Below are 23875 nucleotides of genomic sequence, written 5' to 3'. Positions count from 1 at the left end.
AATCATGACAAAAAGAATAGATGATATTGTAATTATAGAAGAAGAAGAACCAGATTTTTGCGAATATTGCGGAAAGCTGGCAGAATTAAGACCATATGGAAAAAATGGTGCTAGAATTTGCTTTAATTGCGGAATTAAAAATAAAGAAGAAACAAACAAAAATATGGAAAGAATATTATTTGAAAGGAAAAAACATTAATGAAAAATAAAAACGAAAATCTTAATGAAGCAAGTTTATTATTAGCTAATGAAAATTTAAAAATTGTATTGCCTTATATTGCAGAAAATCTAAAAGTATTTAAAAAATGTTTATTAGAAAAGAAAATATTTTCAGAAGAAGAAATTACAAAGATGTTAATCGAATATGAAAAAATAATTTTATTGTCAGGAGATAAAAAGTGATGAATCAACCAAAAAAAAAGATAAAAGAAATAAAGGATATTAATACTAATACGGAAGAAGGCAAATTATTTTTAATGGCTCTTTCTATTATAACTACTACTAAAGGATATTCAGATAAGACGCCAGATGAAGTTATTAAAGAATTATATGAAATGCATGAGGTGATCCATGAAAAATAAAAATCTTAGAGAAAAATTATTAAATGATAAAGAATCATTAAGAAGATCAATTAAAGAAAATTCTCAATTTAGCACAGCCGATCTATTAAATATTGTGGCTGATTTGATAGATTACACTTTAAATGATAATGATTTAGATGATAATAACAGCTTAATGGATATAAATATAATTAAAAAATTAATGCAGTTAGAAGAAGATAAAAAAAATTCAAGAACTGAAAAAGATAATTTTGAGTCAGAATTTAATAATTATCAAAAAAGATATCAATTAAATCAACTTCAAGATTTAATTAACAAATATAAAAAAGAAAAAGAATCTATGATTGATTCTTTAGATAATTTATTAAGTAATGTTATTTGTGATTTTGAAAATTTAAAAGGAGAAATTAATGAATAAGTTTTATAAGAAAGTCCTAATAACAGGTGGAACAGGAACACTTGGCAAAGAACTTACAAAACAATTATTAAATAGTGATAAATATATCAAAAAAATTTATATTTATTCTAGGGATGAATATAAACAATCAGAAATGAAAAAAGAATTTAAAAATCATCCAAAACTATCTTTTTTTATTGGTGATATAAGAGACAAAGATCGATTGTATAGAGCATTTAATGAAATTGATTATGTTATACATACAGCCGCTCAAAAGCATGTTCCTTCATGCGAATATAATCCTTTTGAAGCTGTCAAAACAAATGTTATAGGATCAGCAAATATAATTGATGCCGCAATTGATCGCAAAGTTGAAAAGGTATTGGCAATTTCTACAGATAAAGCCGTAAATCCTGTAAATTTATATGGTTGTACAAAAGCATGTATGGAAAAAATGTTTATTGATGGGAATAACTATTCTGGCGATAATGAAACGATATTTTCGATTGTACGCTATGGAAATGTTATTGGCTCTAGAGGATCAGTTATTCCTTTCTTCAAGAAAATAGCCAAAGAAGGTGGCAAGTTTCCTTTAACTGATAACGAAATGACTAGATTTTGGACAACTGTAGACAATGCCGCAAAATTTGTTTTAGATTCTTTAGAAATTATGAAAGGTCAAGAAATATTTATTCCTAAGTTACCTACTTTAAAAATAAGTGATTTAATAAAAGCTATAAAGGAAGATGCTGAAATAAAAATTGTAGGATTAAGAAAAGGCGAAAAAATACACGAAACATTAATTAGTAAAGAAGAATCCAAGTATTTTTTAGATATGAATAATTATTTTATTCTTACTCAAAATGCACCAATTAGTAAATTTCAACCTTTTGAATATACAAGTAAAAATAATGATAATTATTTATCTATTGAGGAAATGAGGAAATTATTATGAATGAATGTTGTAGAGAAATGACTTATGAAGAATTAAAAATAATTTATGATGAAGTTTTAGCAGAAAATGACAATTTTAAATTAATTAATGAATTATTAGTTAAGAATGTAAAAGATTTAAGAGGAGATAGAAGATATTTATTAAATGAAGTAAAGAAACTTGAGAAGGAAATTAAAGTTTTAAAGAAGCAACAAGTAGAAATAAAAAAGGAGAAGTTACTTAATAATGATTAATTATGCAAAACATTTTATTGATATGCATGATATAAAAGCAGTGAATGACGTATTAAGAAGCAATAATATAACACAAGGAGAAATTACAAAAGAATTTGAAAATGAACTGAGTAACTATACAGGTTATAAATTTTGTAAAACTCTTAATAGTGGTACGTCTGCCTTACATGCTGCTTGTATGGCAATAAAAATTAAACCTGGGGATGAAGTAATTATTCCTTCAATTTCTTTTGTGGCAACTGCAAATTGTGTAAGTTATTGTGGGGGAATACCTGTTTTTGCAGATATCGATTCAGATACTCTTTTAATTGATCCTGAAAGTATAAAAAAATTAATCACAAATAAAACCAAAGCAATAATTTCAATGGATTACGCTGGTCAATTAGCTGATTATAAAGCAATAAAAGAAATTTGTGATAATAATCAGTTACATTTTATTAGTGATTCGTGCCACTCATTTGGTGGAATTAATAGACTTGCTGATAATACAATTCCTGATATTGTTTGTTATTCATTTCATCCAGCAAAACATATTACATCTGGCGAAGGTGGAGCTTTATTAACAAATGATTATATTTTAGATCATAGGGTTAAATTATTTAGAAATCATGGAAGAAATGAAAAAGGTATGATGGAATTTTTAGGCTATAATTATCGAATGTCTGAAATAAATGCAGCACTTGTATTAAGTCAGTTTAAAACAAAGCATTTCAAATTTCAATCATTTAGATATATGTTGGCTGATAAATATATTGATAAGTTAAAATGTGAAAAATTAAAGCAATTAAAGGGAAGAATTCATGTTTATCATTTGTTTGTAATTAAGATTAAGAATAGAAAAAAGTTTATTAATTACATGAAAAAAAGGGAAATTCAATGTGTTGTACATTTCCCTCCAATATATGAAAATTTATTTTATTATGATTTTGGCAAAATTGATTATTCAAAACAATGTCCGAATACTGAAAAAGTAGCCGATCAAATAGTAAGCATTCCATTGTATTATAACTTATTATTTGAACAACAAGAATATATCATTAATACAATTAATGAATTTATAGAAAAGGAATGATATTTTATGATTAATAAAATTAAAGGAAATTGGTATATAATTTGTGATGGTTGCAGCGACAACGAAAGCTTTTTAACTTTTGAAGCTGCTTTAAATTATGCAAAAGAAAATAATTGGACAGTTAAAAAAAATGATAAAGATGAATGGGAAAATTATTGTATTGATTGTCAAGAATAGAAAGGAATAATAAAAACAATGTTTAAAATATTTAGATTTATTGAAGAAAAGCCAAAAGATAAAGAAATTCGTGAATATCTACTAAAAGAAAAATTAAATAATTATTTAAGAAAGAATAAAAGTGCCTTAAATGTTTGTAGTGTTCATGAATTTTCTGAATTATTTAAATTTAATAATAAAAGCTATAGAATAGGTTTAAAAAATAATGATAAAGGTGGAGAAAATTTTCTTTATACCAGTAATACACAGGAATTAATAATAGATATGTTTATCGTTACTCTTGATTATATGGAAAATAATTTAAATGAATTAATAAAAATAAGAAAATTATTAAATAATTTTTTTGAAAAGAAGTAAAAAAAAATAAATAAAAAAGGATGATTTAAACTATGAAAAAATTTGAGAAATATTTTGGAACAAAAGAAATTGAAGCTTGTGAAATGAATTATGGAGAATATTCGGATTTTAAATATGGAGATAAAAAAATCAATACTGGTCTTCCAGATAATAAAAAAGGTTTTGCTGTTAGATATTCAGATGATTATTTATCATGGAGTCCAGAAGAACCCTTTAAAGCTTATAAAAAGATTAATGGCGAGTTAACAAGATTAGTACATGAGTTATTAACTGAAGAACACACATATATTGAACATGATGAAAATCAATATAATGCCCCCCATAATTATTTAATTAAAAATGATGATCTTTTATGCGGAATACATTTTCAATGTGGACCAGTTAAGGAAAAAGAATTAAATGGAGTTTTTCTACCTGATATTATTGGAATTTGTATTGATGTTTTGGAGAATTTTCAAAATTCAGAATTTAAATGTAATGAAAATGATGTCGCATTAGATGGTTTAAAAGCGGCAATTGTAGCTTTAAGATCGAGAACAAACAAAAGAAAAGAAAGGGGTGTCCACGGAACTTATGAAAAGTAAAACTATAATACTTGATTTTGGGTCTGGTAATACATGTCAAAACAATAAAAGAATAATAAAAAGAATGTATGATGAATTGAAAGCTATTGACGGTGGCAAGTATGAAATAATTGTAAAATGGCAATTATTTAAGGTTTGCGGTGCTAATATTCCTTTAACTGAAGAATCATTTAATTATGCTTATGAGTATGGAAATCAATTAGGATATAAGGTAACATCTTCTATTTTTGATAGACCATCATTAGAATTTTTGCTTGGTTATGATATTCCATTCGTGAAAATAGCAAATAGAAGAGAATTGGATTATTTAATAGATTTTATACCTGAAGAAATTCCAATATATATTTCTAAAACAAATGATTTAACAATTAAATTCGGAAATAAAAATATATCTGGATTAGGCTGCATAAAAGTTCCAAAAGAACTTGAGGAATTTTGGTGTATAAGCCAATATCCTGCTGATGTTCAAGAATATCTAAAATTAAATATTAAAATTGGTAATAATATTTCAGATCATACAAATAATTTTGCACTGTTCAATAGATTTAAACCTAAAATAATAGAGTGGCATTACAAGTTAAAAACTTCGACAGGTTTAGATGCTGGAGAATTTGCAAGAACACCAGATATATTAAAGGAAGTGTTATAATTGATAATAACTTTAATTCAAACTAGATTAAAATCAAGTAGACTTGAAAGAAAATGTATAAAAAGTATGGCTGGTCATCCAATGACTAGCTATACAATCGAAGGAGCAAAACAAAGTAAATTAAATCATTTTACAGGAATAATTTATCCATCTTCAGATAATATGGTTTTTTCAAAATTATATTCAGATAAATGTTTTTGTTATTCTCATGAAGGAGATGAAGCAGACGTATTAAATAGGTATTATGCAGCATTAAATTATATACAAAATATTACACAAGAAAATATAACAAATGTTGTAAGAATAACAAGCGATTGTCCAATGCTTGGATTTTATCCAAAAGTAATTGACGAGGTCATATTAAAACATTTATTAAATAATGCTGATTTTACACATAATAGGGGTGAAAATGGATTACCTAGCGGACTTGATGTAGAAATTATGAAATCTTCTGTTTTAGCATATGTTAATAATGTTGCTGAAGATAAAGAAGATAGGGAACATGTAACAACATTTATAAAAAAGAATCCTGAGAAATTTAAAATTTATGAAGTAAATTCATTTTTTCAAGATTTTAAATATAAATGGAGTGTTGATACATTAGAAGATTTTAGAAAAGTTGAAGATATTGTAAAAATATTAAAAATAAGGAGAGAATATGAAAGATAATATTTATTTAGATGTTTTAAATTTTGAAAATTTAGAAAAAGTAAGAATATGGAGAAATGAAAATACAGGAAAAGGAATACTTAGAACTCCTTATCCATTAACTACTGATATGCAGCAAAAATTTTTTGATGATGTAATTAATAATAGAAATTCAAATTCTAGGTATTGGGGAATTTTCTTAAAAACTTATGATAATGATGATCATTTAATTCATGTTTTTATTGGTTATACTGGGTTAGATAAGATTGAGTGGGAAAATGGCATTGCTGAAATAGGATTAATGATTTCTCATGAATATATTGGTTTAGGTTATGGATCGAAGGCATTAAGTTTAGTTTTAAATGAAGCTTTTAATAATATGAGATTACAAAATATTTATGGTGAATGTTATAAATGTAATCCTAATATAGAATTTTGGGAAAAAATGATTGAAAAATATAAAGGATATAAAACAACATTGCCAGCGAGAAAATATTTTGATGGATCTTTTTTTGATTCAATGTATTTTAATTTTAATTATTACAATTTTAGAATTTAGGAGAAAATAGATCAATGAATATATTAGCATTATGTAATCAAAGCGAAGCGATTCAAATAATGAAAACAATTAAATGTAATAAATATTTCTTTATTTGTCCAATAAAAATAAAACAAAATCAGCTACCCCAAAATTTAAAAATTGGAATAGATGTTTGGGCTTATTCCCATAGAAGTATGAGAAAAGGTTATTATTATCCAAAAATGGACTGGAATAAAATTGATCCACTTGACGAAAAATTAATTGTAGATTTATCCGAATGTGAATCACAAACTATGAGAATGATTGAACGTATAAAAAGATTAAGACCTCTATTATATGAAAATAGGAAAAAATATTATATTAATAATTTAAGATATTGGTCTCATGTATTATTAAATAATAAAATAAGTGTATTTTATAGATGTGCTCCACCTCATGAAGGATATGATAATGTAATTTCACATTTATGTGATTATTATAATATACCAGCATTTTATGGAAATCCATTTCATACGCATAAGGGAAAATATAGGTATTTTGCAAGATATGTAAAAGATAATTTTCCTAATTTTCATAATACTACAATAACAAATGAAGAAAATGAAGTTGAATTAATAGAGCCATTGGCTGATTTATTAGATATACATTGGAATAAAAAGAAAATACCAGTATTACCAACAATAATTCCACGAAAAAAAGTTAAAACACAAAAAACTTTGTTAATAAGAAATAAAAAATTATTAGATTATTATAATAATAAATGTGTAATTCCTAATTTAACAAAGCCTTATATTTATTTTCCACTTCATTATCAATACGAAGCAACGACATGTCCAATGGGAGGTCCATTTGTTGATCAATGGATGGCTATTGAAATATTAAGCAGATTAGGAATACAAATTTATGTAAAAGAACATCCTCGAATTAGTAAAAATAGAGATATGAATTATTATATAAGACTGCTAAAAATGCCAAATGTAAATTTTATATCAATGAAATCAAATAATTATTCTTTAATCGATAACTCTATTGCGGTAGCTACTATAACAGGTACAGCAGGATGGGAAGCTATATTAAGAGGAAAGCCTAGTTTTATATTTGGTAATATATTTTATCAATATGCCCCAGGTGTTTATAAAATTAATGGAATGAAAACAGCAATGCAGGCATATAATGAAGTTAAATATTTTAAAGCTAATAAAAAAGAAATAGAATTATTTCTAAAAAAATTACAATATTATTTATTTAAACATACAACTAACGATATTATAGCAGCATTAAAAGAAAATATTATAAACATAAATAATTCAGAAGATAGAAAGATTTTTATAAAGGAGTAAAGACATGATTGATGTAATTTATTTAACAGGTGGAACAGGAAAAAGAGCAAAATTAGGATATCCTAAACAGTTCGCTAGACTAAAAGGAAAGCCTATTTTTATATATGGTTTAGAAACACTAAGACAGATTGATAAAATAGGTAGAATTATAATCCCAAGTGATATAACGAATTCTAATGTAATAAGATTTTTAAATGAATATAATATTGAAAATAGATATATATGTAAAGCTGGAAAAACTCGTCAAGAATCAGTCTATAATGGTTTAGAATATGTCAAGACAAAAAATGTTCTAATTTGTGAAGCTGTAAGACCTTTTATGTCAAAAGATTTAATACAAAGAGTTATAAAAGCTGATGGCGATTGTGTAGTACCTATAGACTTATCAAGTGCCAGTGTAATTGATATATTAGGAAATTCTTATGATAGAAATGATTTTGGGTGTGTTCAAATGCCACAAAAATATGATAATCAAAAGCTTTATAAAATCCATACAGGTATGATTTCTCAAAATTCTACGGATGATATGGACTTAATTTATAAGTTTGAAAAAATATCTGGCGAAGTTCATTTTAAAAGAAAAATAATTTTTCATGGGGAAAGAGAAAATATTAAAATTACTTATCCTATTGATCTTAAGATTGCCGAGGCAATTTTAAATTATAAGGAGGGTAATAAAATTGAATAATATTATAATAACTGGTAGTAGTAGAGGAATTGGAGCAGCTACAGCCAAAGAATGGTGTAAAAGAGGCGAAAAAAATCTATATTATCAAATATCAAGATGGAGTGATTTTGACATATCAGATTTTAAGCAATTTGAAGAATTTATGAAAGATTTTTATAATTTTTCTGAAGAATATTATCCCATTGCTCTTATAAATAATGCCGCTATTGCTGTACAAGGGAGCATTTTGGAAACTGATATGAATATAGTAAAAAAACAATTTAATATTAATTTCAATGCTATAGTTAATACAACAAAAGAATATACAAAATTTTGCATTAATAAAAAGATAAAAGGGAAAATAATTAATATTGCTTCAACTGCTGGTTTAGGAGCAAGACCGGGTAGGGCAATTTATGCAGCAACAAAAGCAGCTTTAATTAATTTTAGTTTATCAATGTCAGAAGAATTAAAACCATATGGCATAAAAATTTATATTGTTTGCCCTGGGGCAGTCAATACAGATATGAGACATGAATTAGAGCCTGATGATGATTTTAAAAATATGCTGCAACCTCATGAAGTAGGCAAGTTTATTTGTAATTTAATAGAAAGTGATAACTTTCTTAATGGACAAATATTGGAGGTAAAAAAATAATGTTAGTAAATATTTTAAATAGAGTTCATTATCCAATAATAATTGATAAATATAGATTTGAACCTTTTGAAGAAACTACAATTAGAATTGATTCAAATTGTATATTTAGAGAAATAAGAAGCAATAGAGGATTAAGAGTAGACAAGCTCGATAATCAGGCATATATAAAAAGACATGGACTTAAAAAGGGAAATAAAATAAATTTTGTTTATGATAATATGAGCCAACATGCTGGCGAAGCTTATGTTAATGCGATAGAAGCTTTATCAAATCCAATAATGAAACATCTTCCTGAAAAAGATATTGGATATTCAAAAATACCATTAACTAGAATGAACATTAGATTTTTCAATTCCGCAAGAATTAACGAACAGGGAAAAATTCCAGTTGGCCCAAATGATATATTTTTTAGTCATGGAATTGGCGATAAAAATTATTGGAAAGGAAGTAAAATTGCCGACTATAAATATGCTTTTGTGCCGGGTCCAGCATGGGAAAAAAGAATGAGAAATACAGGATATAAAGGAGAAATATTTGTCTGTGGATATACTAAATTAGATCCATTGATTAATATTGATAAGAATTCAATTAAAAAGAATTCAAAACCTAAAATTCTATGGGCTCCTACTCATGGATATAACTCAAAAAATAAAGGTAGATCGAGTTATCCAGCATTTTCAAGATATTTAGATCAAATTCCAAAAGATTATGATTTAGCAACAAGTTTACATCCAACAAGCAAAATGCACAACAATGAAAAACAATTACCGACAACAAACGAATTATTGGAAGCCGATATTGTTATCGCAGATGCAGGATCAACTTTATATGAAGCATGGATATTAGGAAAACCAGTAATTTTTCCTGACTGGATTTGTGCAAAAGATACAATGAATCATTTCAAAACTGATCCGGCAAATTTTGAATATCAAATTTATTCTAAAAAAATTGGTTATCATGCAAAGAGCATGGAACATTTAATTAAATTATTTGATATTGCTTTATCTGATGGAATGAAAGATTTAGAAAAAGAATTTATAGAGGAAATTTATCCAACCAATTTAAGAGGCAAAGCAGGAGAGACCGCAGCAAAACAAATACTAGAATTAGCAAATAGGTTAAAAGTATGACTAGCATTGAATTATCAGAGGAATTAAAAATATCTCATAAGACAATAATTTATTGTTTAAAGAAATATAAAAATGATTTTATACAATTTGGTAATATGAATTCTTGCATATTAAGATATGGAAAAGGCACAAAAGGAGGAAGACCATTAGAATTTTTTAATCTAAACTACAAGCAAATAGATTTATTAATTCTTTATCTATCTCCTAATAACAATACCATAAGACAATATAAACAGAAATATATTGACAAATGATATAAATAATATAAAATAAAAGCATTAAAAATAAAAAAAATTGTGTTGCCTATTATTTTATTTTTTTTTAAACTGCACGTAAAAAAAGAGTGATGATGACCTCTTTTTTCCTTGAAAATAATAATACAAAATAAAAAAGGGTTAATATTACCCTTTTTTATTTTTATGTTCTTGTATTTTTTCTTTTAACATCATTTTTATATAACTCGCTGTAGGCAAGCCTTTATCTTTTGCAATAGTTTCAATCTCTTCTTTAAATTTTTTATCTATGCAAAAATGTATATATTTTTTTTTCTCTTTTTTATTATTCATATTATTACCTCATCCTAATTTTTTGCCACACCTTTGATTTGGACAATAACCAACATTCGCTTTACTTGTAAAAAAACTATCTGTCTTTTCATAGCGAATATCTAAACAATCGCTATGATACCAAGAGCGGCAACTAGTGCAAAATACGCCAGCTTCGCCAAATACTATGTGATCATTTATTATCTCTTTTTTGCAAACTCCACAATATATTTTATCTTTTTCATCTTTCATAAGTTCAAAGCTCCTTTTTAATTGATTTATTCTATAATAACATAACAACAACATAAATACAATATAAAGTGTTGTTTTTATGTTGTTGTTATGTTATACTCTTCTTATTAGCTCGAATTCGATAGAATTAAAAATGGAGGTATAAAAACAATGATTTCAAATGAGCAAATAGCTTTAAATGTAACAATTGAAGAAATGATATTGGATTATAAAAGTGAATTATATAAGTTTAAAAAAAGAAAAAATCTTTATGATTATAGAATAAAAATGTATAACAATAATATTAGAAAATTTACTAAATATAGTAATTCTAATAATGCAGTTATGGAGATTAGAGCAAATTTATATTTAAGAACTTGTGAAGAAATGATAAAACAAAACGAAAGATATATAAATGAAATAGCTGAAGAAGGTAAAGACAAAGAAGAATTTTTAAAACATGAAATTTGGGCTTTACTCTTTGAAACTATTACTAATAAGGTAATTAATGAAAATACTATTTTATCTAAAAATGGTTATTTAATTTATTCTCTACCATCGGCAAAAATATATTTTAAAAAGCAAGAAATTATAATATCTGATGAAGAAAGATTATATAATTTTTTGATCAGAAATAAATTAGAAAAAGACTATATTGATACTAATAAAAAAATATTATTTAATCTATTAAAAGATCATCTTTATATTTGCGAAGATGGATCAATTAGCAATGATGATGGATTACTTTTTGACGGAGTTTGTTTAAGTAGTCCAGAAATACAAATTAAATTAAACGAAGATTAGGAGAATATATCATGAAAACTAAAACTAGAAAATTTACTGAGGCTCAAAAAGATCAAGTAAGAAATAATTTGGAAAAAATATTGACTTATTATGGGGCTAAAGAAGGGAAATACAATTGGCAATGTATTCCTTATAGACATAAAAAGCCTGATAATGATTTGTCCATAAAAGGTAATGTTTGTTGTTGTCATTGTGGTTTAAAAGGCGATTCGTTTAATGTTATAGCTGAATTAGAAGGTTATAACATTAAAAAAGATTTCACTTTAATAATAGAAAAGGGAATTGAAATAGTAGGGTGTCAAAACCCTACTATTAATTATACCTATAAAACTAAACGAAATAAAAGCAATAAAAACAATGAATCTACTAAAGAAAAAGAATTTAAAAATGTTAATCATAATCTAACTGATATTATACTACAATATTTCTCTTTATCAAAAAGATATTATTATTTTTATAGAAGAAATATTAAAAACGATAATATTTTAAAACATTATAAAATAATTTGTGATGATCCAAGAAAAATTTTTCCAAAAGAATTATTACCACAAGTCTATAACTTATGGAGTTACCAAAATATAATTCCTGTTTGGGAAAATAAAAAAGTAGTAAATGTAATTCTAAGAAGGGATGACTATTTAAATAAAAAAAATAAAAAGACTTTAAATCTAAAAGGACTTCCTTTAAAAATTTGGAATGCTGGTTATATTAGGCATTCACAGAAGAATGACATATTTTTTATAACAGAGGGCATTTTCGATGCTCTATCTTTTGAATGTATAGATTGTAAAGGAATAGCTTTGAATTCCATAACAATGGTTAATAAATTCTTAGATATTATTAAAGAATTTATTGATCAATTAAAAGAAAATCAAGTTAAGTTTTTCATCTGTTTTGACAACGATCCAAGAAATCCAGAAAAGCCGAATAAAAAAATGCCTTCTGAAATAGCGAGGGAATCACTTGATGAAGGTTTAAGAATTCTTGGACTAAAAAGTATAATTTTAAAATTAAATAAATATAAAGATATGAATGAATTCTACATGAATAATTCATCTACATTCAGAGAAGAAATTTACAAAGCTATAAAATTTATAGAAAGTCGAGATAATTAAATGAAACTATCTAAAACAATTTATTTATTAGAAGATGATAAAAGGTGTTTAGAAATTAATTATAGAAATATAAAAATAAGAATATATGATAATCAAAAATATTTGATAGAGTATATCTTAGATCATGTAACCAATAAGAATAATAATAAAATATATAGTTTTTTATATGATTTTAATGATTTATATAATCTATGTAATAGAAATAATTTTTATATTTATGCTTTTGCATATCAAAACAAAAGTTTTGTTAAATCTGAAATGTTCTGTAAATGGAAAAGATTAGGAATTATTTTTCAAAATAAAAGAAATATTATATAAAAACGTCAATTAAATACACTTAAAAATAACAAACAATCATGTTTTTTGTTCTACGTAGAACAAATATAACATGTTTGTTTTTTTTTGTCATGTAGGATATAATTGAATTAGCCGACGGGCGTAAACGGAATATAAAGTCGACAGACTATAAATCGGAGGAGTTATGATTTTAAGAAAATTCAAAAGATTTAAGAAAATATTGTTTACTAGTTTTTTATTTCCAATAGTTCCAATCATAAGCGTAGAAGGTGAAGGAGAAGGCGGAGAAAATTCGGATAATACAGATGGAGAAAATTCAAATGCCGACGAAAATGGCGAAAATAGAGAAGATGGAAATAATACAAGTGGGCAAGTAGTTTTTAAATCACAAGCTGAACTTGATAGTCTTTTGAAAAATAGAATTAATAAAGCTATTAAGAAAACTAGAGAAGAACTTGAAGCTGAAAAGAAAAAAGAAAGTTTAAGTGAGCTTGAAAGACTTAAATTAGAAAAAGAAGAAAGTGACAAAAAATTGATTGAAGCAACAAACAGATCAAATCAGTTTTTAATTCAATCAAAAGTTGTTAGTATTGCAAGTAAATTAAAAATTAGAGATCCCGAAGCTGCTTATATTTTAATGGACAAAGATGACGTATCTATTGATGACAATGGAAAGGTTATGGGAATCGAAAATTCATTGAAAGCATTAATTAAAGAAAAACCTTATTTATTAGATTCTGGCAATGATAGTAATAATCAAGACCCTCAATCGGGTGGAGACGATCAAAACGCTGGATCAAATAAGCCATCTGGAAATAGTATAGATATGAATTATTTGATAAGAAAAAAAGCTGGATATGTTGATTAGTTGATTAAGTAGTTTTAGGGATATAAGGAGGAAGTTTCATGGCTACCTATATTCCAAGAGCTGGTGTTGAAGCTCTTATGCCTGAAGATGTACAACGTGAAATAGTTCAAAGTGTTCCCGAAAATTCTGCGGTTATGACATATGCAAGAAGAGGTCCAAATATGTCAAGATCACAAAGAAGGATTCCTTGTTTATCAGTTTTACCAACCGCATATTTTTCAAATCCGGGTCCATCAACTAAAACAGAAGATGAGCAATGGAAAAGATTATCTAAATTAATGTGGGAAAATAAATACATTGATGCAGAGGAATTAAACGTCATTGTTCCAATTCCAATGGCAGTTTTAGACGATGCTGACTATGATATTTGGGCAGAAAGTAAACCTAAATTAATAGAAGCTTTCGGAATTGCTTTTGATCAAGCTGTATTCTATGGGATTAATGCTCCTCAAATATGGCCCGATAACATTGTTGCGGCTGCTACCGCTGCTGGAAATTTTGTACCTAAAGGAAGTATCATAAGTCCAAATACAAATAAAAGCGATATATATGAAGATATAATGGGTGATGGTGGTTTAATAGCAAAAGTTGAAGAAGATGGATTCATGGTTGATGGTCATGTATGCAGTATGACAATGAGATCAAAATTTAGATCATTAAGAGCCACAGATGGAATTCCTATCTTTAAATCGTTAAATAAAGAAGGTGTGCAAGGTAGTTCTACTTATTATCTTGATGGTGAGCCTTGTGTATTTCCTAGAAATGGAGCTATAATTCCAAATAGGTCATTAATGATTTCTGGAGAATGGAAACAATTAATGTATGCAATTAGAAAAGATATCATGTGGACAATTTTGACGGAAGCAGTTATTCAAGACCCTACCACAAAAGAAATCGTATTTAATTTAGCCCAACAAAACATGATTGCGTTAAGAGCGTCTATGAGATTAGGATGGCAAGTACCAAATCCTATAAATCGTCTTAACGAAATTGAAGAAACAAGATATCCATTTTCTGTATATGGTGAAGCCGTAAGTTAAGTTAGGAAGTGATAAAAATTTTTAAATCAAATGTTGAGTTTCTTAAGGAAAGGTATTATAAGGGGAAATTATATAAAATAGGTGATGTGGTTAAAATGGATCAAAGTGATGCAACCGCATATTTAAATCAAAATGCAGTAAAATATCATGTTAAAACAGCTGAAAAAATTCCATTAGAAAAGAAATCATACAAAGAATTACAAGATATTTGTAAAAATAATAATCTCCCTGCGGTTGGCAAAAAAGAAGATTTAATTACTTCTTTAAATGAAAAAGGAATTAATTAATGAGGTGATTTAATGCCTTATACTGTAAATAATTATCCTGATAGAATTAAAGTATTACCGGCACAAGCAAAAAAGATTTGGATAGCTGCTTTTAATAATGCATTTAAAGAATATAATAGCAATGAAAAAAGAGCTAACCAAACAGCTTGGGCGGCAGTTGAGAAAGCTGGATATAAGAAAGACAATGCTGGACAGTGGAAGAGGTGGGCATAATGGCATATATTACAAGTTCAGAATATGCAACATTAACAGGGCGAGACTCGTCCGAAGCAACAACAATAAGAATAAGACTTGCCTCAAAACTGTTAGATGATAGAATAGGAAACTATGGAATTTACAAAAGTGGATATAAGATTGACACAAGTAAATCGACTTGGTATGTATCACCTTGTTTGTTATCTGATGATTATAATTATGTTAATGTTTCTAATACGAATTATAAAATAGAAGTTACTATAGGGCAAAAAGAAGCTATACAATTATGGATAGCTTCAATGATAACCGAATTATTTAATAATAATAATACCCCAAATTCACAAGATAACTTAAAACTAGGTCGATTTAGTGTTTCAAAATCAAAAAATTCAACAGGATCAAAACTTCCCGAGTCAATGGGTTATGTTGATTCAATTCTAATTTCGTCTGGAATAATTGAGAAAAGAGTTGGTTTAAAATGAGTATAGCAGCTTTCAATAAAATGATGAATCATTCAATAACTTTAAAAAAAATGCAAAGAAATGCTGCTGCTGATTTTTCAGTTCTTTCAAGTGATGATACCTTAAAGGGATTTGTTCAATATGGTAATAATTTAATAATCAATGAAAAAGGTGAAAAAATCTTATCGACCGCAATTGTTTTCTTAAAAGATGATTGTGGAATTGATATAAATTATCCATATTGGAAAATTGATCAAACAAGTCCACAAACAAGAACAGATATGGAAGTATTAAAAATTGATCCTATTGATCATCCATTACAAGCAGGAAAAACACATCATTTTGAAGTTATGGTGAGGTGATATTATGGGTTTAGGTGGTTGGAGTATTTGGAGAGGCAGTGAATTAACAAGAATAATGAATCAGGCAGCAAGAGCGGCAGTTTTTCAAACTTGTGATGCTGTAGTTCAAGCAGGAAAAGGAGAAGTACCGTTGGATGAAGGAACACTAAGAAATACAGGAGTAGCGAAAATGTCTCCTGATGGGAAAGCTGCTGGCTGTGCTTGTTTTGGCGGTGGTCATTCTACTGGATATCCTGTAATTCCTTACGCTATTAGATGGCATGAAAAAAACGCAAATTTCCAACATGGTCGAAAAAGATTCTATTTAAGGGATCCATTTAATCGATTAGCGAAGAATAAACTTTTATCTAATCTTAGAAATGGAATAGGAGGAGCGTTATGATTGCCGATAATTTTATTGAGTGGCTTGAAGAAGAAGGATTCGGAGTTGTTGGAACTGATTTATTTGATAATTTTCAACCTTTAAGTCCTGATAACTGTGTAACTGCTTTTGATGTTAATGCTCCACAAATTGACGAGTCAAGCAGCTTATCAGTTGATCTATTTGGACTTCAAGTTATTACAAGAAATTCAAGCAAAGCGGCAGCCAAAGAACTTGCTTATAATATTCACAAATACTTTATGGGGTTTGGTGGTACTCCTCTAATATCTGGTGGTCCGATTGTTAGTGCTGTATTTATAGATCAGCCGCCAGAAAATCTGGGGAAAGATGAAAAAAATCGAACAGAATACGCAGTTACTTATAATTGCCGAGTACAAAGTACAGGCAATAAGTATAGATTATAAGAAAGGAGGATTTTTATGCTATCAAATAAAGCTTTTAATATTTTTAAGAAAACTTTGAAAACCATTTTATTATCTCCTGTTTTGCCTATTTTAATGGCAAGTCCAGATAATGTTGAAGGTGAAGTAAAATTCGCTGGAACTGTCATTGAGGTAGATAGTCAAGTCGTAAGCAAAATAACTTCTTTTAATAGAAAAGTTTCGGTATCTGAACAAGATATTACTGGGTCAGAAGATATTGTCCCCGGAACAGATGTTTTACATCAAGTATTTACATCAATTGCAGTTTCGGAAACTGCTGATATTGAAGGGATAACTATTGAATCGGCTGCTGCTGGTTTAGATGATGGACAAAGTGAATTAAAAGATGCAGTTGATCAAGGGAAAATTATAACATTAAAAAGTACTCGTAATACTGGATATGGCTGGTCTTTAAGCGGCTTTTTTACTTCATATGAAGAAGGAGCAGATACAAGCGGAGTTTATACTTATAAGGGTAGTTTTAGAATTAATTCTAAAGTAGAAATAACCCCAGGTAGTTAAGCAATAAAAAGATAAAAGGAGTTTAAAATGTCTAATAATTTAAATAATAATGCCGATAGAATCAAATTTTTAGATGAAAAACAAGAAGAAATTACAGAAAGACAAAGTAATAATCTTGTTTTAGATTTTGATCAAGCATTAAGAGAAGAAAACAAACAAAAAATAGAAATAAAGCTTTTGGGTAAAACTTATTTTTTACCTAAAAAAATGCCTTTTAATTTTTCAACTTTTTTCCTAAGAAATTGTTACAAGAAAATAAAAGGACAATGGACTGTCATTATGGATGATGATAAAATAATGCCTTTTATAGAATTAATGTTTGGGAAAAGATTTATTGAAAATTTAGAAAAGTCTAGAGACAATCGAATATCTATGATGTTTGTTTATGAAAACATAGTTCCCAAAATATTAGACGAATGGGGATATCATATGGATACAAGTAAATCTGGTCATATATCAGAAAAAAAAATCCAAATCCAAAAATAATAATTTGGGCATGGGGAAGCTTAGAAGCTGATTTTAAAAGATTTTATGATTTAGATTTAAATTATATACATAAAAATAATTTAATTACTTGGAGGAAGTTTTTAATACTAGTTAGAGGACTTCCAGAGGATTCAGCATATAATCGTTGGTATAACGATAAAGAAAATAGAAATTTTGTTGAAGCTGAAGAAGTAATTATAAAATAATCGAATAGATTTTATTGGCAAAAAAAAGGAGTTTTTATATGTTTATTGTTGGAAGAGTAACCGCTCCGATAGATGCCGATCTTTCCCCATTCCAGAGCGGCTTGGCAAGTGCTAGAGGAATGGGGTCTGCTTTTGCTGGTCAAATTAGCAATTCATTGAAAAGTGTTTCAAGCTCAATGATGACAGTTGGAAAAAGTCTCACAAAATTTATTACTGTTCCTTTAGCTGCTGGGGTTTTAGCCGCCGCAAAATTCGGCAAAGATTTTGAAAAGGAAATGTCAAAAGTCGTTGGACTTGTTGGCGTATCTCAAAAACAAGTTAATTCATGGAAAAGTGACATATTAAGTATGTCGCCAGAGGTAGCAAAGCCACCGAAAGAACTAGCCGAAGCAATGTTTTTCGTTACAAGTGCTGGATTAAGAGGAGCGGATGCCTTAGATGTTCTTAAAAAGTCTGCGAAAGCAAGTGCCGCAGGATTAGGCGAGACTAAAACCATTGCCGATCTTGTAACATCTGCGGTTAATGCTTATGGAATAGAGAATTTAAGTGCAGGACAAGCAACTGATATTTTAGTCGCTGCGGTTCGTGAAGGTAAAGCAGAGGCGGCAGAACTAGCAGCAACAATGGGGGCAGTGTTACCACTAGCTAGTGAGTTAGGAGTAACATTCGATCAGGTAGCTGCAACACAAGCAGCAATGACAAAAACAGGTACTAACGCAGCCGAAGCAGCGACTCAATTAAAGAGCATTATGGCTGGATTAATTAAACCTAGCAAACAAGCTGAAGAACAACTTCGAGCAATGGGAACTAGTTCTTCAGAAATGAGGAAAAAAATTAAAGAAGAGGGTCTACTTCAAGCCCTTATGGATTTGCGAGAAATGACCAATAAATACGGAGAAGAAGCAATGGCGAGAGTATTCCCAAATATTAGAGCATTAATGGGAGTACTTGACTTAATGGGAAATAATCTTGAAGGCAATAAGAAAACTTTTGATGCTGTTAAAAATTCTACTGGATCACTCGATAAAGCTTTTAAAGCTGCAAGCGAAACGGTAGATTTTAAATGGAATGCTGCTTTATCTGCTTTACAAGCTAATTTAATAAAGTTTTTTGAAGTTATAAAATCTGTGGCTGTTCCAGTGTTAGAAACACTGGTTAAAGCTTTTGAATTTGTCGGAAATGCTTTTGCATCTTTAAATCCATTTCAACAAAAATTAGTCGCTGGATTTGCAGCAATGGCAGCACTAATCGGACCAGTTATTGCGGGTATAGCTACAGCTATTGGTGTTCTAGGGGGAATTATTGGTGGTGTAAGTACTGTAATAGCTGCTTTTACTGCAATTATAAGTACAGTTACAGTGCCGATTCTAGCTGTAATCGGTGTTATTGGTGGACTTGTCACTGCTTTTGTAGGATTAATGTTGAGTTCTGAAAAAGTTCGGGGAGCTATATTTGAAAAATTTAATGGAATTATTTCTAAATTAAGAGAAGCCGCAAAATTTATTCAAGAAAATGCAGATTCCATAAAAGGAGCTCTTATGGGATTAATAAAAGGAATCGCAACTGGTAATTTCGGTGATTTTATAAATAATATGAAAAATTTAGTTCCAAGTGAGACTATGACAAAAATACATCAAGCTGTTATTAGCTTTGTAGAATTTAGAGATAAAATGATTGAGATCAGAGACAAAATTATTTCATTTAAAGATGGATTTATGAATGCCTTTAATTCAATTAAAAATGTAGTAACTACAGTTATTGGTGGAATTATAGGAGCTGTAAGCGGTTTTGTTAGTGTAATTGCCGCTGGTTTTGCTAATGTTAAAGAAGCAGTTTCCGATTCATTCAAAGAATTCAATGTTAATGCAATCAAAAAAGCTTTTGAAAATATAAAAGCTGTAATAGGTCCAGTTGTTACAATATTTAAAGGGTTAGGAATGGTTATAGGTGGTGCTATAGCCGCAATAATTGGAATAATTGCGGGGCTTTTTAACGGAATCGTCAAAGCGATTGACAATGTTATTGCTGCTATTATGAATGTTATATCATTTATTGGTGGAGCTTTAGGCGTATTAGTTGGGCTATTTACAGGCAATTGGAAGTTAGTTGATGAAAGCTTTCAAAATATGTGGAATAGTATATTAGACTTTTTTGGAAATATTGTCGTTGCTATAATTGATTTAGTTTCGGGATTTATTGAAGGAATAGTCGGTTTTTTTACTGGATTATACGAAACTTTAGTTGGTGGATCAATTGTCCCGGATATGATTAATGGAATAATCGAATGGTTCTTAACTCTTCCGGCAAGAGTTTTAGAAATTATTATTGGATTTGTTACAAAAATTATTGAATTTTTTATAAATTTACAAACTAAGGCTAATTCAATTATAGTCGCTTTAATAAACGCAATTATAGCGGTTTGGAATAACATGAAATCTAATATTTCAAAAATTGTAAGTGCATTAATCCAACTTGTAATCGCTCGTTTTAACACTTTTAAAAGCAATGTATCAACAGTTTTTAATGCAGTAAGAAGCGTATTTAGTTCAATTTGGAATAGTATAAAATCTAAAGTTTCAAGTATTGTAAGCTCATTAATTAGTTCAGTTAAAAGCAAAATAAGCAGTTTGAGAAGTGGAATTTCAAGTCTTTTAAGCAGTATAAAAAATACTTTTAGTTCAGCTTGGAACAGCATAAAATCAAAAGCCGTAAGCACTATTTCTAGTATGGTTAGTAACATAAAAAGTAAAATTAAAGGAATTGCTTCATCTGCTTATTCCTCAGGAATGGCAATCGTTAATGGAATTAAAAACGGTATTAATGCGGCAGCTAGTGCAGCGGTCGGAGCGTTAAAAAGCTTAGTTAAAAGATTAAGAGATTTATTACCATTTTCACCAGCAAAAGAAGGACCTCTTAGAGATTTAGATAAATTAAATTTTGCAGGGCCCATTAAAAAAAGTCTTGCAAAAGCTAACTTAATTGTCGGTAATTATTTTTTAAAGGATTTAATGTTGAATGAAAAGTCAATCGCTCCACAAACTTTGAATCCAAATAATAATCAAGGTATTTCTTTTAATGGAGATTTTAACTTTCATGGAATTAAAGACATGAATGGATTTATGCGAGAAATGAAAGATGTATTAAGAAGATATGGAGGTAAGTTCTAATGTCATTTGTTTTAAAGATTGATAATCAATTTTTGCCTTCAGGAGTAAAAGTTGAAAGTAAAAGTCTAAACATTAGTTATGATGAAACTGGCACTCGTGGCGTGCTTAGTTTTAATCTAATTGATGAAAATTTAACAGGTAATTTATTTTACTTTCAATCTGTTTGCGGAAAAGATGTAAAAGTATGGGAAAATGGAACATTAATTTATGGTGGTAAAATTGATACGCCAGACATTGAAAAAATTAATCAAAAACCAACAACACTTCAATCAATTACTTGTGTAGACTATAACGAGATTTGCGATAGAAGGCTTGTTAATGAATCATATCCCAAATTAAAAATTTCAGATTTAATAAAAAAAGTAATTGATAATTACTTGGCAGATGATGGAATATGGTATGATGATGACTCTATTGATGAAACACTAAACGAAATATCAGTTAATTGTCCATATGTTTATTGCTCTACTTTGTTCAATGAACTTGTAGAGCTTATAGGATGGCAATGGTATATTGATGCAAATAAAAAGTTTTATCTTGATGATAGAACAATCAATATAGGCCCAGAAATTAGAGAAAATACAAATTATTTATGGGGAAGTTTAAAAATTGGACAGGATATTTCAGAGTTAAGAACTAAGCAAATTCTAAAGAGTGTAAAAGCCATAACAGATGAATTAACTGAAACCGCAAACCCAAATCCTGATAATAACAGAAGTTATTATGTAAGATTTAAATTAAATAATAAACCTAAAATATATATTACTATAGAAAGATATAAAAATAATCCGAGGGATCAAGATTTAGTTGATCCCAGATACGTTGGAATTAATGGTTTAGATAGTGATATGTATTGGTATTGGTCAAAAGCTGATAATACAATTACACAAGATCAAGATCAAGAAGTCCTTACAGATGGACAATTTTTAGTTTTAAAATATTTCGGACAATACTCAATTGATGTGGTTAAAGATGATGAGGATTCTATAAATGAAAGAAAAGCGATTGAAGGCGGTTCGGGATTGTATGAAGATGTAGAAAGTGGAGCAAATATTGAAGGAATAGTTATTGCAGAGGAAAAAGCACAAGCATTATTGGATAGATATAAACGTGTAGCAAATAAAATAATGTTAGCTTCATATAATCACAATTGGAAAAATGGTCAAATTTGCGATACAATTTTTCCAAACTTTGGGATTAACTCTTTGACTTCAGAAGGTGGGGGATATTTAGTTAGAAATTTAAAAATTGAAGATGTTGGCAACAACTTGCCGCTTCTAAAAAGTGCAACATTTGTAGACGGTACTCAAATTGGTGGATTCGTTAATTTTTTCAAAGAGTGGATGGCAAAAACTAAAGAATTCACTTTAAGAGAGGATGCACTTGTTGAAAAAGCCTATAATATAAATGAGGAACAAGACTGGAATGGAACAGTTGTTATAACTAAGCTTGATTGTTTATATCCTGAAGATGATCCCGGGGGACGTTATCCATCAAATTTATTATTTCCGGGAACTATTGACACAACTAGGACAGAATACGATTAACAATTAAAGAGGTGATGTAATGATAAAAATAAAAGAAAATCATGGATGGATCGGAAAGCTTAGATTAATAAAAAAAGATATAAGAACTAATAAAATTATAACAAATAGAATTATCTTTAATCGATTGATGAATAGTGCTTTGGATGAAGTAATAAAAACTCTTTATGGAACTGGTGAGACTGACTTATTGTTAAAACATGTTGCAATTGGTGATGATGACACAGCAAATTTGGACACTATGACAACATTAGTTAATGAAGTTTATAGAATTCCGATTATATCAAAAATAAAGACAGGAACTGGAATTGTAACATCTACGGCAATATTATTAGATACGGAACCCACTGATTTAAGCGGAATTGTGACAATTAAAGAGGTTGGCTTTTTCTGTGGAAGTGAATCTATAAATTGGACAGATGGTAGTGGAAAAGATACAGGATTAATGATTAGTCGAATAGTCTTAGACCCTGTCGAATCTAAAACAGCAACCGAACAAATAAATTTTGTTCGTGAAGATGAATTTACAAGGGGGTAGAAATAATATGATCTTTCAAATGGATGCTCAGATAGATAAAAATAAAATAAATGATCCTAAATATGTTGAAGAATTTTATAAAAATTTTTGCAAAAATTATATTGATCAGATAAAAGATAAACTTAATTTTCAGGTTGAATTATTAGAAATTGATAATCCAAAACTAAAAAAAGAAGATCAATTAAAAGAAGATTCAAAAGAAAAAGAACCTAAAAAAATAAATATAATTAGATATAGGATGGAAATGGTTAATCCAGTAATTAAAAAAAATGCAATAGAAAAGACTAAAAAACCGCCAAGTTCCCATAAAGCATATACAAAAGAAGAAGCAATAGAAATAAAAAATAATAGGAAGGAGCATTAATATGACTGCTTTTAATGATTTTTCAGAAATAACTTTTATTGATGGAACATCTCCGCCAATAAATGCAGCTA

At 28.2% G+C, this 23875-nt stretch carries 37 protein-coding genes; 35 read left to right on the top strand and 2 right to left on the bottom strand.

The features are described 5' to 3' along the window. Window positions 1–4: 4 nt before the first annotated feature. From ACQY5W_RS11190 to ACQY5W_RS11105, 18 genes are read left to right on the top strand one after another with little or no spacing between them, the layout of a single operon-like run. Complete coding sequence (locus tag ACQY5W_RS11190) at window positions 5–199, top strand: hypothetical protein (protein ID WP_428025057.1); 195 nt, start codon at window positions 5–7, stop codon at window positions 197–199. Continuing rightward, on the top strand, window positions 199–402 hold the full coding sequence (locus ACQY5W_RS11185) for a hypothetical protein (protein ID WP_428025056.1): 204 nt from the start codon (window positions 199–201) through the stop codon (window positions 400–402). The genes ACQY5W_RS11190 and ACQY5W_RS11185 overlap by 1 nt, the downstream gene beginning before the upstream one ends. Beyond that, complete coding sequence (locus ACQY5W_RS11180) at window positions 402–581, top strand: hypothetical protein (RefSeq protein ID WP_428025055.1); 180 nt, start codon at window positions 402–404, stop codon at window positions 579–581. Before ACQY5W_RS11185 ends, ACQY5W_RS11180 begins: the two co-directional genes overlap by 1 nt. After that, entirely contained in the window at window positions 571–978 is a 408-nt protein-coding gene (locus tag ACQY5W_RS11175) for a hypothetical protein (protein WP_428025054.1), read from the top strand. The genes ACQY5W_RS11180 and ACQY5W_RS11175 overlap by 11 nt, the downstream gene beginning before the upstream one ends. Further along, window positions 971–1912 carry a UDP-N-acetylglucosamine 4,6-dehydratase (inverting) gene (gene pseB / locus ACQY5W_RS11170; protein ID WP_428025053.1) on the top strand — a complete coding sequence of 314 codons (942 nt, stop codon included), beginning with the start codon at window positions 971–973 and terminating at the stop codon, window positions 1910–1912. Before ACQY5W_RS11175 ends, pseB begins: the two co-directional genes overlap by 8 nt. After that, entirely contained in the window at window positions 1909–2145 is a 237-nt protein-coding gene (locus ACQY5W_RS11165) for a hypothetical protein (RefSeq protein ID WP_428025052.1), read from the top strand. Before pseB ends, ACQY5W_RS11165 begins: the two co-directional genes overlap by 4 nt. Then, on the top strand, window positions 2138–3217 hold the full coding sequence (locus ACQY5W_RS11160) for a DegT/DnrJ/EryC1/StrS family aminotransferase (RefSeq protein ID WP_428025051.1): 1080 nt from the start codon (window positions 2138–2140) through the stop codon (window positions 3215–3217). Before ACQY5W_RS11165 ends, ACQY5W_RS11160 begins: the two co-directional genes overlap by 8 nt. Before the next feature lie 6 nt (window positions 3218–3223). Further along, the gene (locus ACQY5W_RS11155) at window positions 3224–3394 is read left to right on the top strand and encodes a hypothetical protein (protein WP_428025050.1); all 171 of its coding nucleotides are present in this window, start codon (window positions 3224–3226) and stop codon (window positions 3392–3394) included. 18 nt (window positions 3395–3412) lie between these two features. Then, the gene (locus ACQY5W_RS11150) at window positions 3413–3751 is read left to right on the top strand and encodes a hypothetical protein (protein WP_428025049.1); all 339 of its coding nucleotides are present in this window, start codon (window positions 3413–3415) and stop codon (window positions 3749–3751) included. A 32-nt stretch (window positions 3752–3783) separates the two neighbouring features. Then, window positions 3784–4335, top strand: coding sequence for a hypothetical protein (locus ACQY5W_RS11145; protein WP_428025048.1), 552 nt, complete (start codon window positions 3784–3786; stop codon window positions 4333–4335). Then, a complete protein-coding gene (locus ACQY5W_RS11140) occupies window positions 4325–4984 on the top strand; it encodes a hypothetical protein (protein ID WP_428025047.1) in 660 nt (219 codons plus the stop codon). The genes ACQY5W_RS11145 and ACQY5W_RS11140 overlap by 11 nt, the downstream gene beginning before the upstream one ends. Continuing rightward, complete coding sequence (locus ACQY5W_RS11135) at window positions 4985–5653, top strand: cytidylyltransferase domain-containing protein (RefSeq protein WP_428025046.1); 669 nt, start codon at window positions 4985–4987, stop codon at window positions 5651–5653. After that, entirely contained in the window at window positions 5643–6191 is a 549-nt protein-coding gene (locus tag ACQY5W_RS11130; RefSeq protein ID WP_428025045.1) for a GNAT family N-acetyltransferase, read from the top strand. The genes ACQY5W_RS11135 and ACQY5W_RS11130 overlap by 11 nt, the downstream gene beginning before the upstream one ends. 14 nt (window positions 6192–6205) lie before the next feature. Beyond that, window positions 6206–7513: a hypothetical protein gene (locus ACQY5W_RS11125; RefSeq protein ID WP_428025044.1), complete on the top strand. Its 1308-nt coding sequence runs from the start codon at window positions 6206–6208 to the stop codon at window positions 7511–7513. A 4-nt stretch (window positions 7514–7517) separates the two neighbouring features. Then, window positions 7518–8201 carry a 2-C-methyl-D-erythritol 4-phosphate cytidylyltransferase gene (locus ACQY5W_RS11120; RefSeq protein WP_428025043.1) on the top strand — a complete coding sequence of 228 codons (684 nt, stop codon included), beginning with the start codon at window positions 7518–7520 and terminating at the stop codon, window positions 8199–8201. Further along, the gene (locus tag ACQY5W_RS11115; protein ID WP_428025042.1) at window positions 8194–8838 is read left to right on the top strand and encodes an SDR family NAD(P)-dependent oxidoreductase; all 645 of its coding nucleotides are present in this window, start codon (window positions 8194–8196) and stop codon (window positions 8836–8838) included. Before ACQY5W_RS11120 ends, ACQY5W_RS11115 begins: the two co-directional genes overlap by 8 nt. After that, the gene (locus tag ACQY5W_RS11110; protein WP_428025041.1) at window positions 8838–9968 is read left to right on the top strand and encodes a hypothetical protein; all 1131 of its coding nucleotides are present in this window, start codon (window positions 8838–8840) and stop codon (window positions 9966–9968) included. The genes ACQY5W_RS11115 and ACQY5W_RS11110 overlap by 1 nt, the downstream gene beginning before the upstream one ends. Further along, a complete protein-coding gene (locus tag ACQY5W_RS11105) occupies window positions 9965–10222 on the top strand; it encodes a Rha family transcriptional regulator (RefSeq protein WP_428025040.1) in 258 nt (85 codons plus the stop codon). Before ACQY5W_RS11110 ends, ACQY5W_RS11105 begins: the two co-directional genes overlap by 4 nt. A 147-nt stretch (window positions 10223–10369) precedes the next feature. On the opposite strand, the gene ACQY5W_RS11100 is transcribed toward ACQY5W_RS11105, so the two are convergent. Further along, on the bottom strand, window positions 10370–10534 hold the full coding sequence (locus ACQY5W_RS11100) for a hypothetical protein (RefSeq protein ID WP_428025039.1): 165 nt from the start codon (window positions 10532–10534) through the stop codon (window positions 10370–10372). A gap of 9 nt (window positions 10535–10543) precedes the next feature. Further along, window positions 10544–10765, bottom strand: coding sequence for a hypothetical protein (locus ACQY5W_RS11095; protein WP_428025038.1), 222 nt, complete (start codon window positions 10763–10765; stop codon window positions 10544–10546). A gap of 150 nt (window positions 10766–10915) precedes the next feature. Between ACQY5W_RS11095 and ACQY5W_RS11090 the strand changes: the two genes are divergently transcribed. The 17 genes from ACQY5W_RS11090 (at window position 10916) to ACQY5W_RS11010 (ending at window position 23804) form a co-directional block, all read left to right on the top strand. Beyond that, the gene (locus ACQY5W_RS11090) at window positions 10916–11548 is read left to right on the top strand and encodes a hypothetical protein (protein WP_428025037.1); all 633 of its coding nucleotides are present in this window, start codon (window positions 10916–10918) and stop codon (window positions 11546–11548) included. An 11-nt stretch (window positions 11549–11559) separates the two neighbouring features. Then, window positions 11560–12663: a toprim domain-containing protein gene (locus tag ACQY5W_RS11085; protein ID WP_428025036.1), complete on the top strand. Its 1104-nt coding sequence runs from the start codon at window positions 11560–11562 to the stop codon at window positions 12661–12663. Further along, the gene (locus ACQY5W_RS11080) at window positions 12664–12981 is read left to right on the top strand and encodes a hypothetical protein (protein ID WP_428025035.1); all 318 of its coding nucleotides are present in this window, start codon (window positions 12664–12666) and stop codon (window positions 12979–12981) included. It abuts the gene before it with no gap. A 163-nt stretch (window positions 12982–13144) separates the two neighbouring features. After that, window positions 13145–13828, top strand: a complete 684-nt coding sequence (locus ACQY5W_RS11075; protein WP_428025034.1) for a hypothetical protein — start codon at window positions 13145–13147, stop codon at window positions 13826–13828. A 38-nt stretch (window positions 13829–13866) separates the two neighbouring features. Beyond that, window positions 13867–14868, top strand: a complete 1002-nt coding sequence (locus tag ACQY5W_RS11070) for a phage major capsid protein (RefSeq protein ID WP_428025033.1) — start codon at window positions 13867–13869, stop codon at window positions 14866–14868. 8 nt (window positions 14869–14876) lie between these two features. Next, window positions 14877–15155 carry an SAP domain-containing protein gene (locus ACQY5W_RS11065; protein ID WP_428025032.1) on the top strand — a complete coding sequence of 93 codons (279 nt, stop codon included), beginning with the start codon at window positions 14877–14879 and terminating at the stop codon, window positions 15153–15155. 12 nt (window positions 15156–15167) lie between these two features. Further along, the gene (locus ACQY5W_RS11060) at window positions 15168–15368 is read left to right on the top strand and encodes a ChaB family protein (RefSeq protein ID WP_428025031.1); all 201 of its coding nucleotides are present in this window, start codon (window positions 15168–15170) and stop codon (window positions 15366–15368) included. Then, window positions 15368–15832 (top strand): hypothetical protein, encoded by a 465-nt coding sequence (locus ACQY5W_RS11055; RefSeq protein ID WP_428025030.1) that lies wholly within the window; start codon window positions 15368–15370, stop codon window positions 15830–15832. Before ACQY5W_RS11060 ends, ACQY5W_RS11055 begins: the two co-directional genes overlap by 1 nt. Next, the gene (locus tag ACQY5W_RS11050) at window positions 15829–16173 is read left to right on the top strand and encodes a hypothetical protein (protein ID WP_428025029.1); all 345 of its coding nucleotides are present in this window, start codon (window positions 15829–15831) and stop codon (window positions 16171–16173) included. Before ACQY5W_RS11055 ends, ACQY5W_RS11050 begins: the two co-directional genes overlap by 4 nt. Window positions 16174–16228: 55 nt before the next feature. After that, window positions 16229–16555 carry a hypothetical protein gene (locus ACQY5W_RS11045; RefSeq protein ID WP_428025028.1) on the top strand — a complete coding sequence of 109 codons (327 nt, stop codon included), beginning with the start codon at window positions 16229–16231 and terminating at the stop codon, window positions 16553–16555. Then, window positions 16552–16959 (top strand): minor capsid protein, encoded by a 408-nt coding sequence (locus tag ACQY5W_RS11040; RefSeq protein WP_428025027.1) that lies wholly within the window; start codon window positions 16552–16554, stop codon window positions 16957–16959. The genes ACQY5W_RS11045 and ACQY5W_RS11040 overlap by 4 nt, the downstream gene beginning before the upstream one ends. A 15-nt stretch (window positions 16960–16974) precedes the next feature. Further along, on the top strand, window positions 16975–17499 hold the full coding sequence (locus ACQY5W_RS11035) for a hypothetical protein (RefSeq protein ID WP_428025026.1): 525 nt from the start codon (window positions 16975–16977) through the stop codon (window positions 17497–17499). Between the two features lie 27 nt (window positions 17500–17526). Then, on the top strand, window positions 17527–17985 hold the full coding sequence (locus ACQY5W_RS11030) for a hypothetical protein (protein WP_428025025.1): 459 nt from the start codon (window positions 17527–17529) through the stop codon (window positions 17983–17985). Window positions 17986–18205: 220 nt separating this feature from the next. Next, window positions 18206–21358: a phage tail tape measure protein gene (locus tag ACQY5W_RS11025; protein WP_428025024.1), complete on the top strand. Its 3153-nt coding sequence runs from the start codon at window positions 18206–18208 to the stop codon at window positions 21356–21358. Continuing rightward, window positions 21358–22905: a hypothetical protein gene (locus ACQY5W_RS11020; RefSeq protein ID WP_428025023.1), complete on the top strand. Its 1548-nt coding sequence runs from the start codon at window positions 21358–21360 to the stop codon at window positions 22903–22905. The genes ACQY5W_RS11025 and ACQY5W_RS11020 overlap by 1 nt, the downstream gene beginning before the upstream one ends. 19 nt (window positions 22906–22924) lie before the next feature. Continuing rightward, window positions 22925–23440, top strand: a complete 516-nt coding sequence (locus ACQY5W_RS11015; protein ID WP_428025022.1) for a hypothetical protein — start codon at window positions 22925–22927, stop codon at window positions 23438–23440. After that, complete coding sequence (locus tag ACQY5W_RS11010) at window positions 23415–23804, top strand: hypothetical protein (RefSeq protein ID WP_428025021.1); 390 nt, start codon at window positions 23415–23417, stop codon at window positions 23802–23804. The genes ACQY5W_RS11015 and ACQY5W_RS11010 overlap by 26 nt, the downstream gene beginning before the upstream one ends. Window positions 23805–23875: the final 71 nt, after the last annotated feature.

Source organism: Arcobacter sp. (assembly GCF_050300555.1).
In the GTDB taxonomy this organism is placed as follows: Bacteria; Campylobacterota; Campylobacteria; order Campylobacterales; family Arcobacteraceae; genus Arcobacter.
The sequence above is the reverse complement of the archived record's forward strand: the minus strand, read 5'-3'. Positions and strand labels throughout refer to the sequence as shown.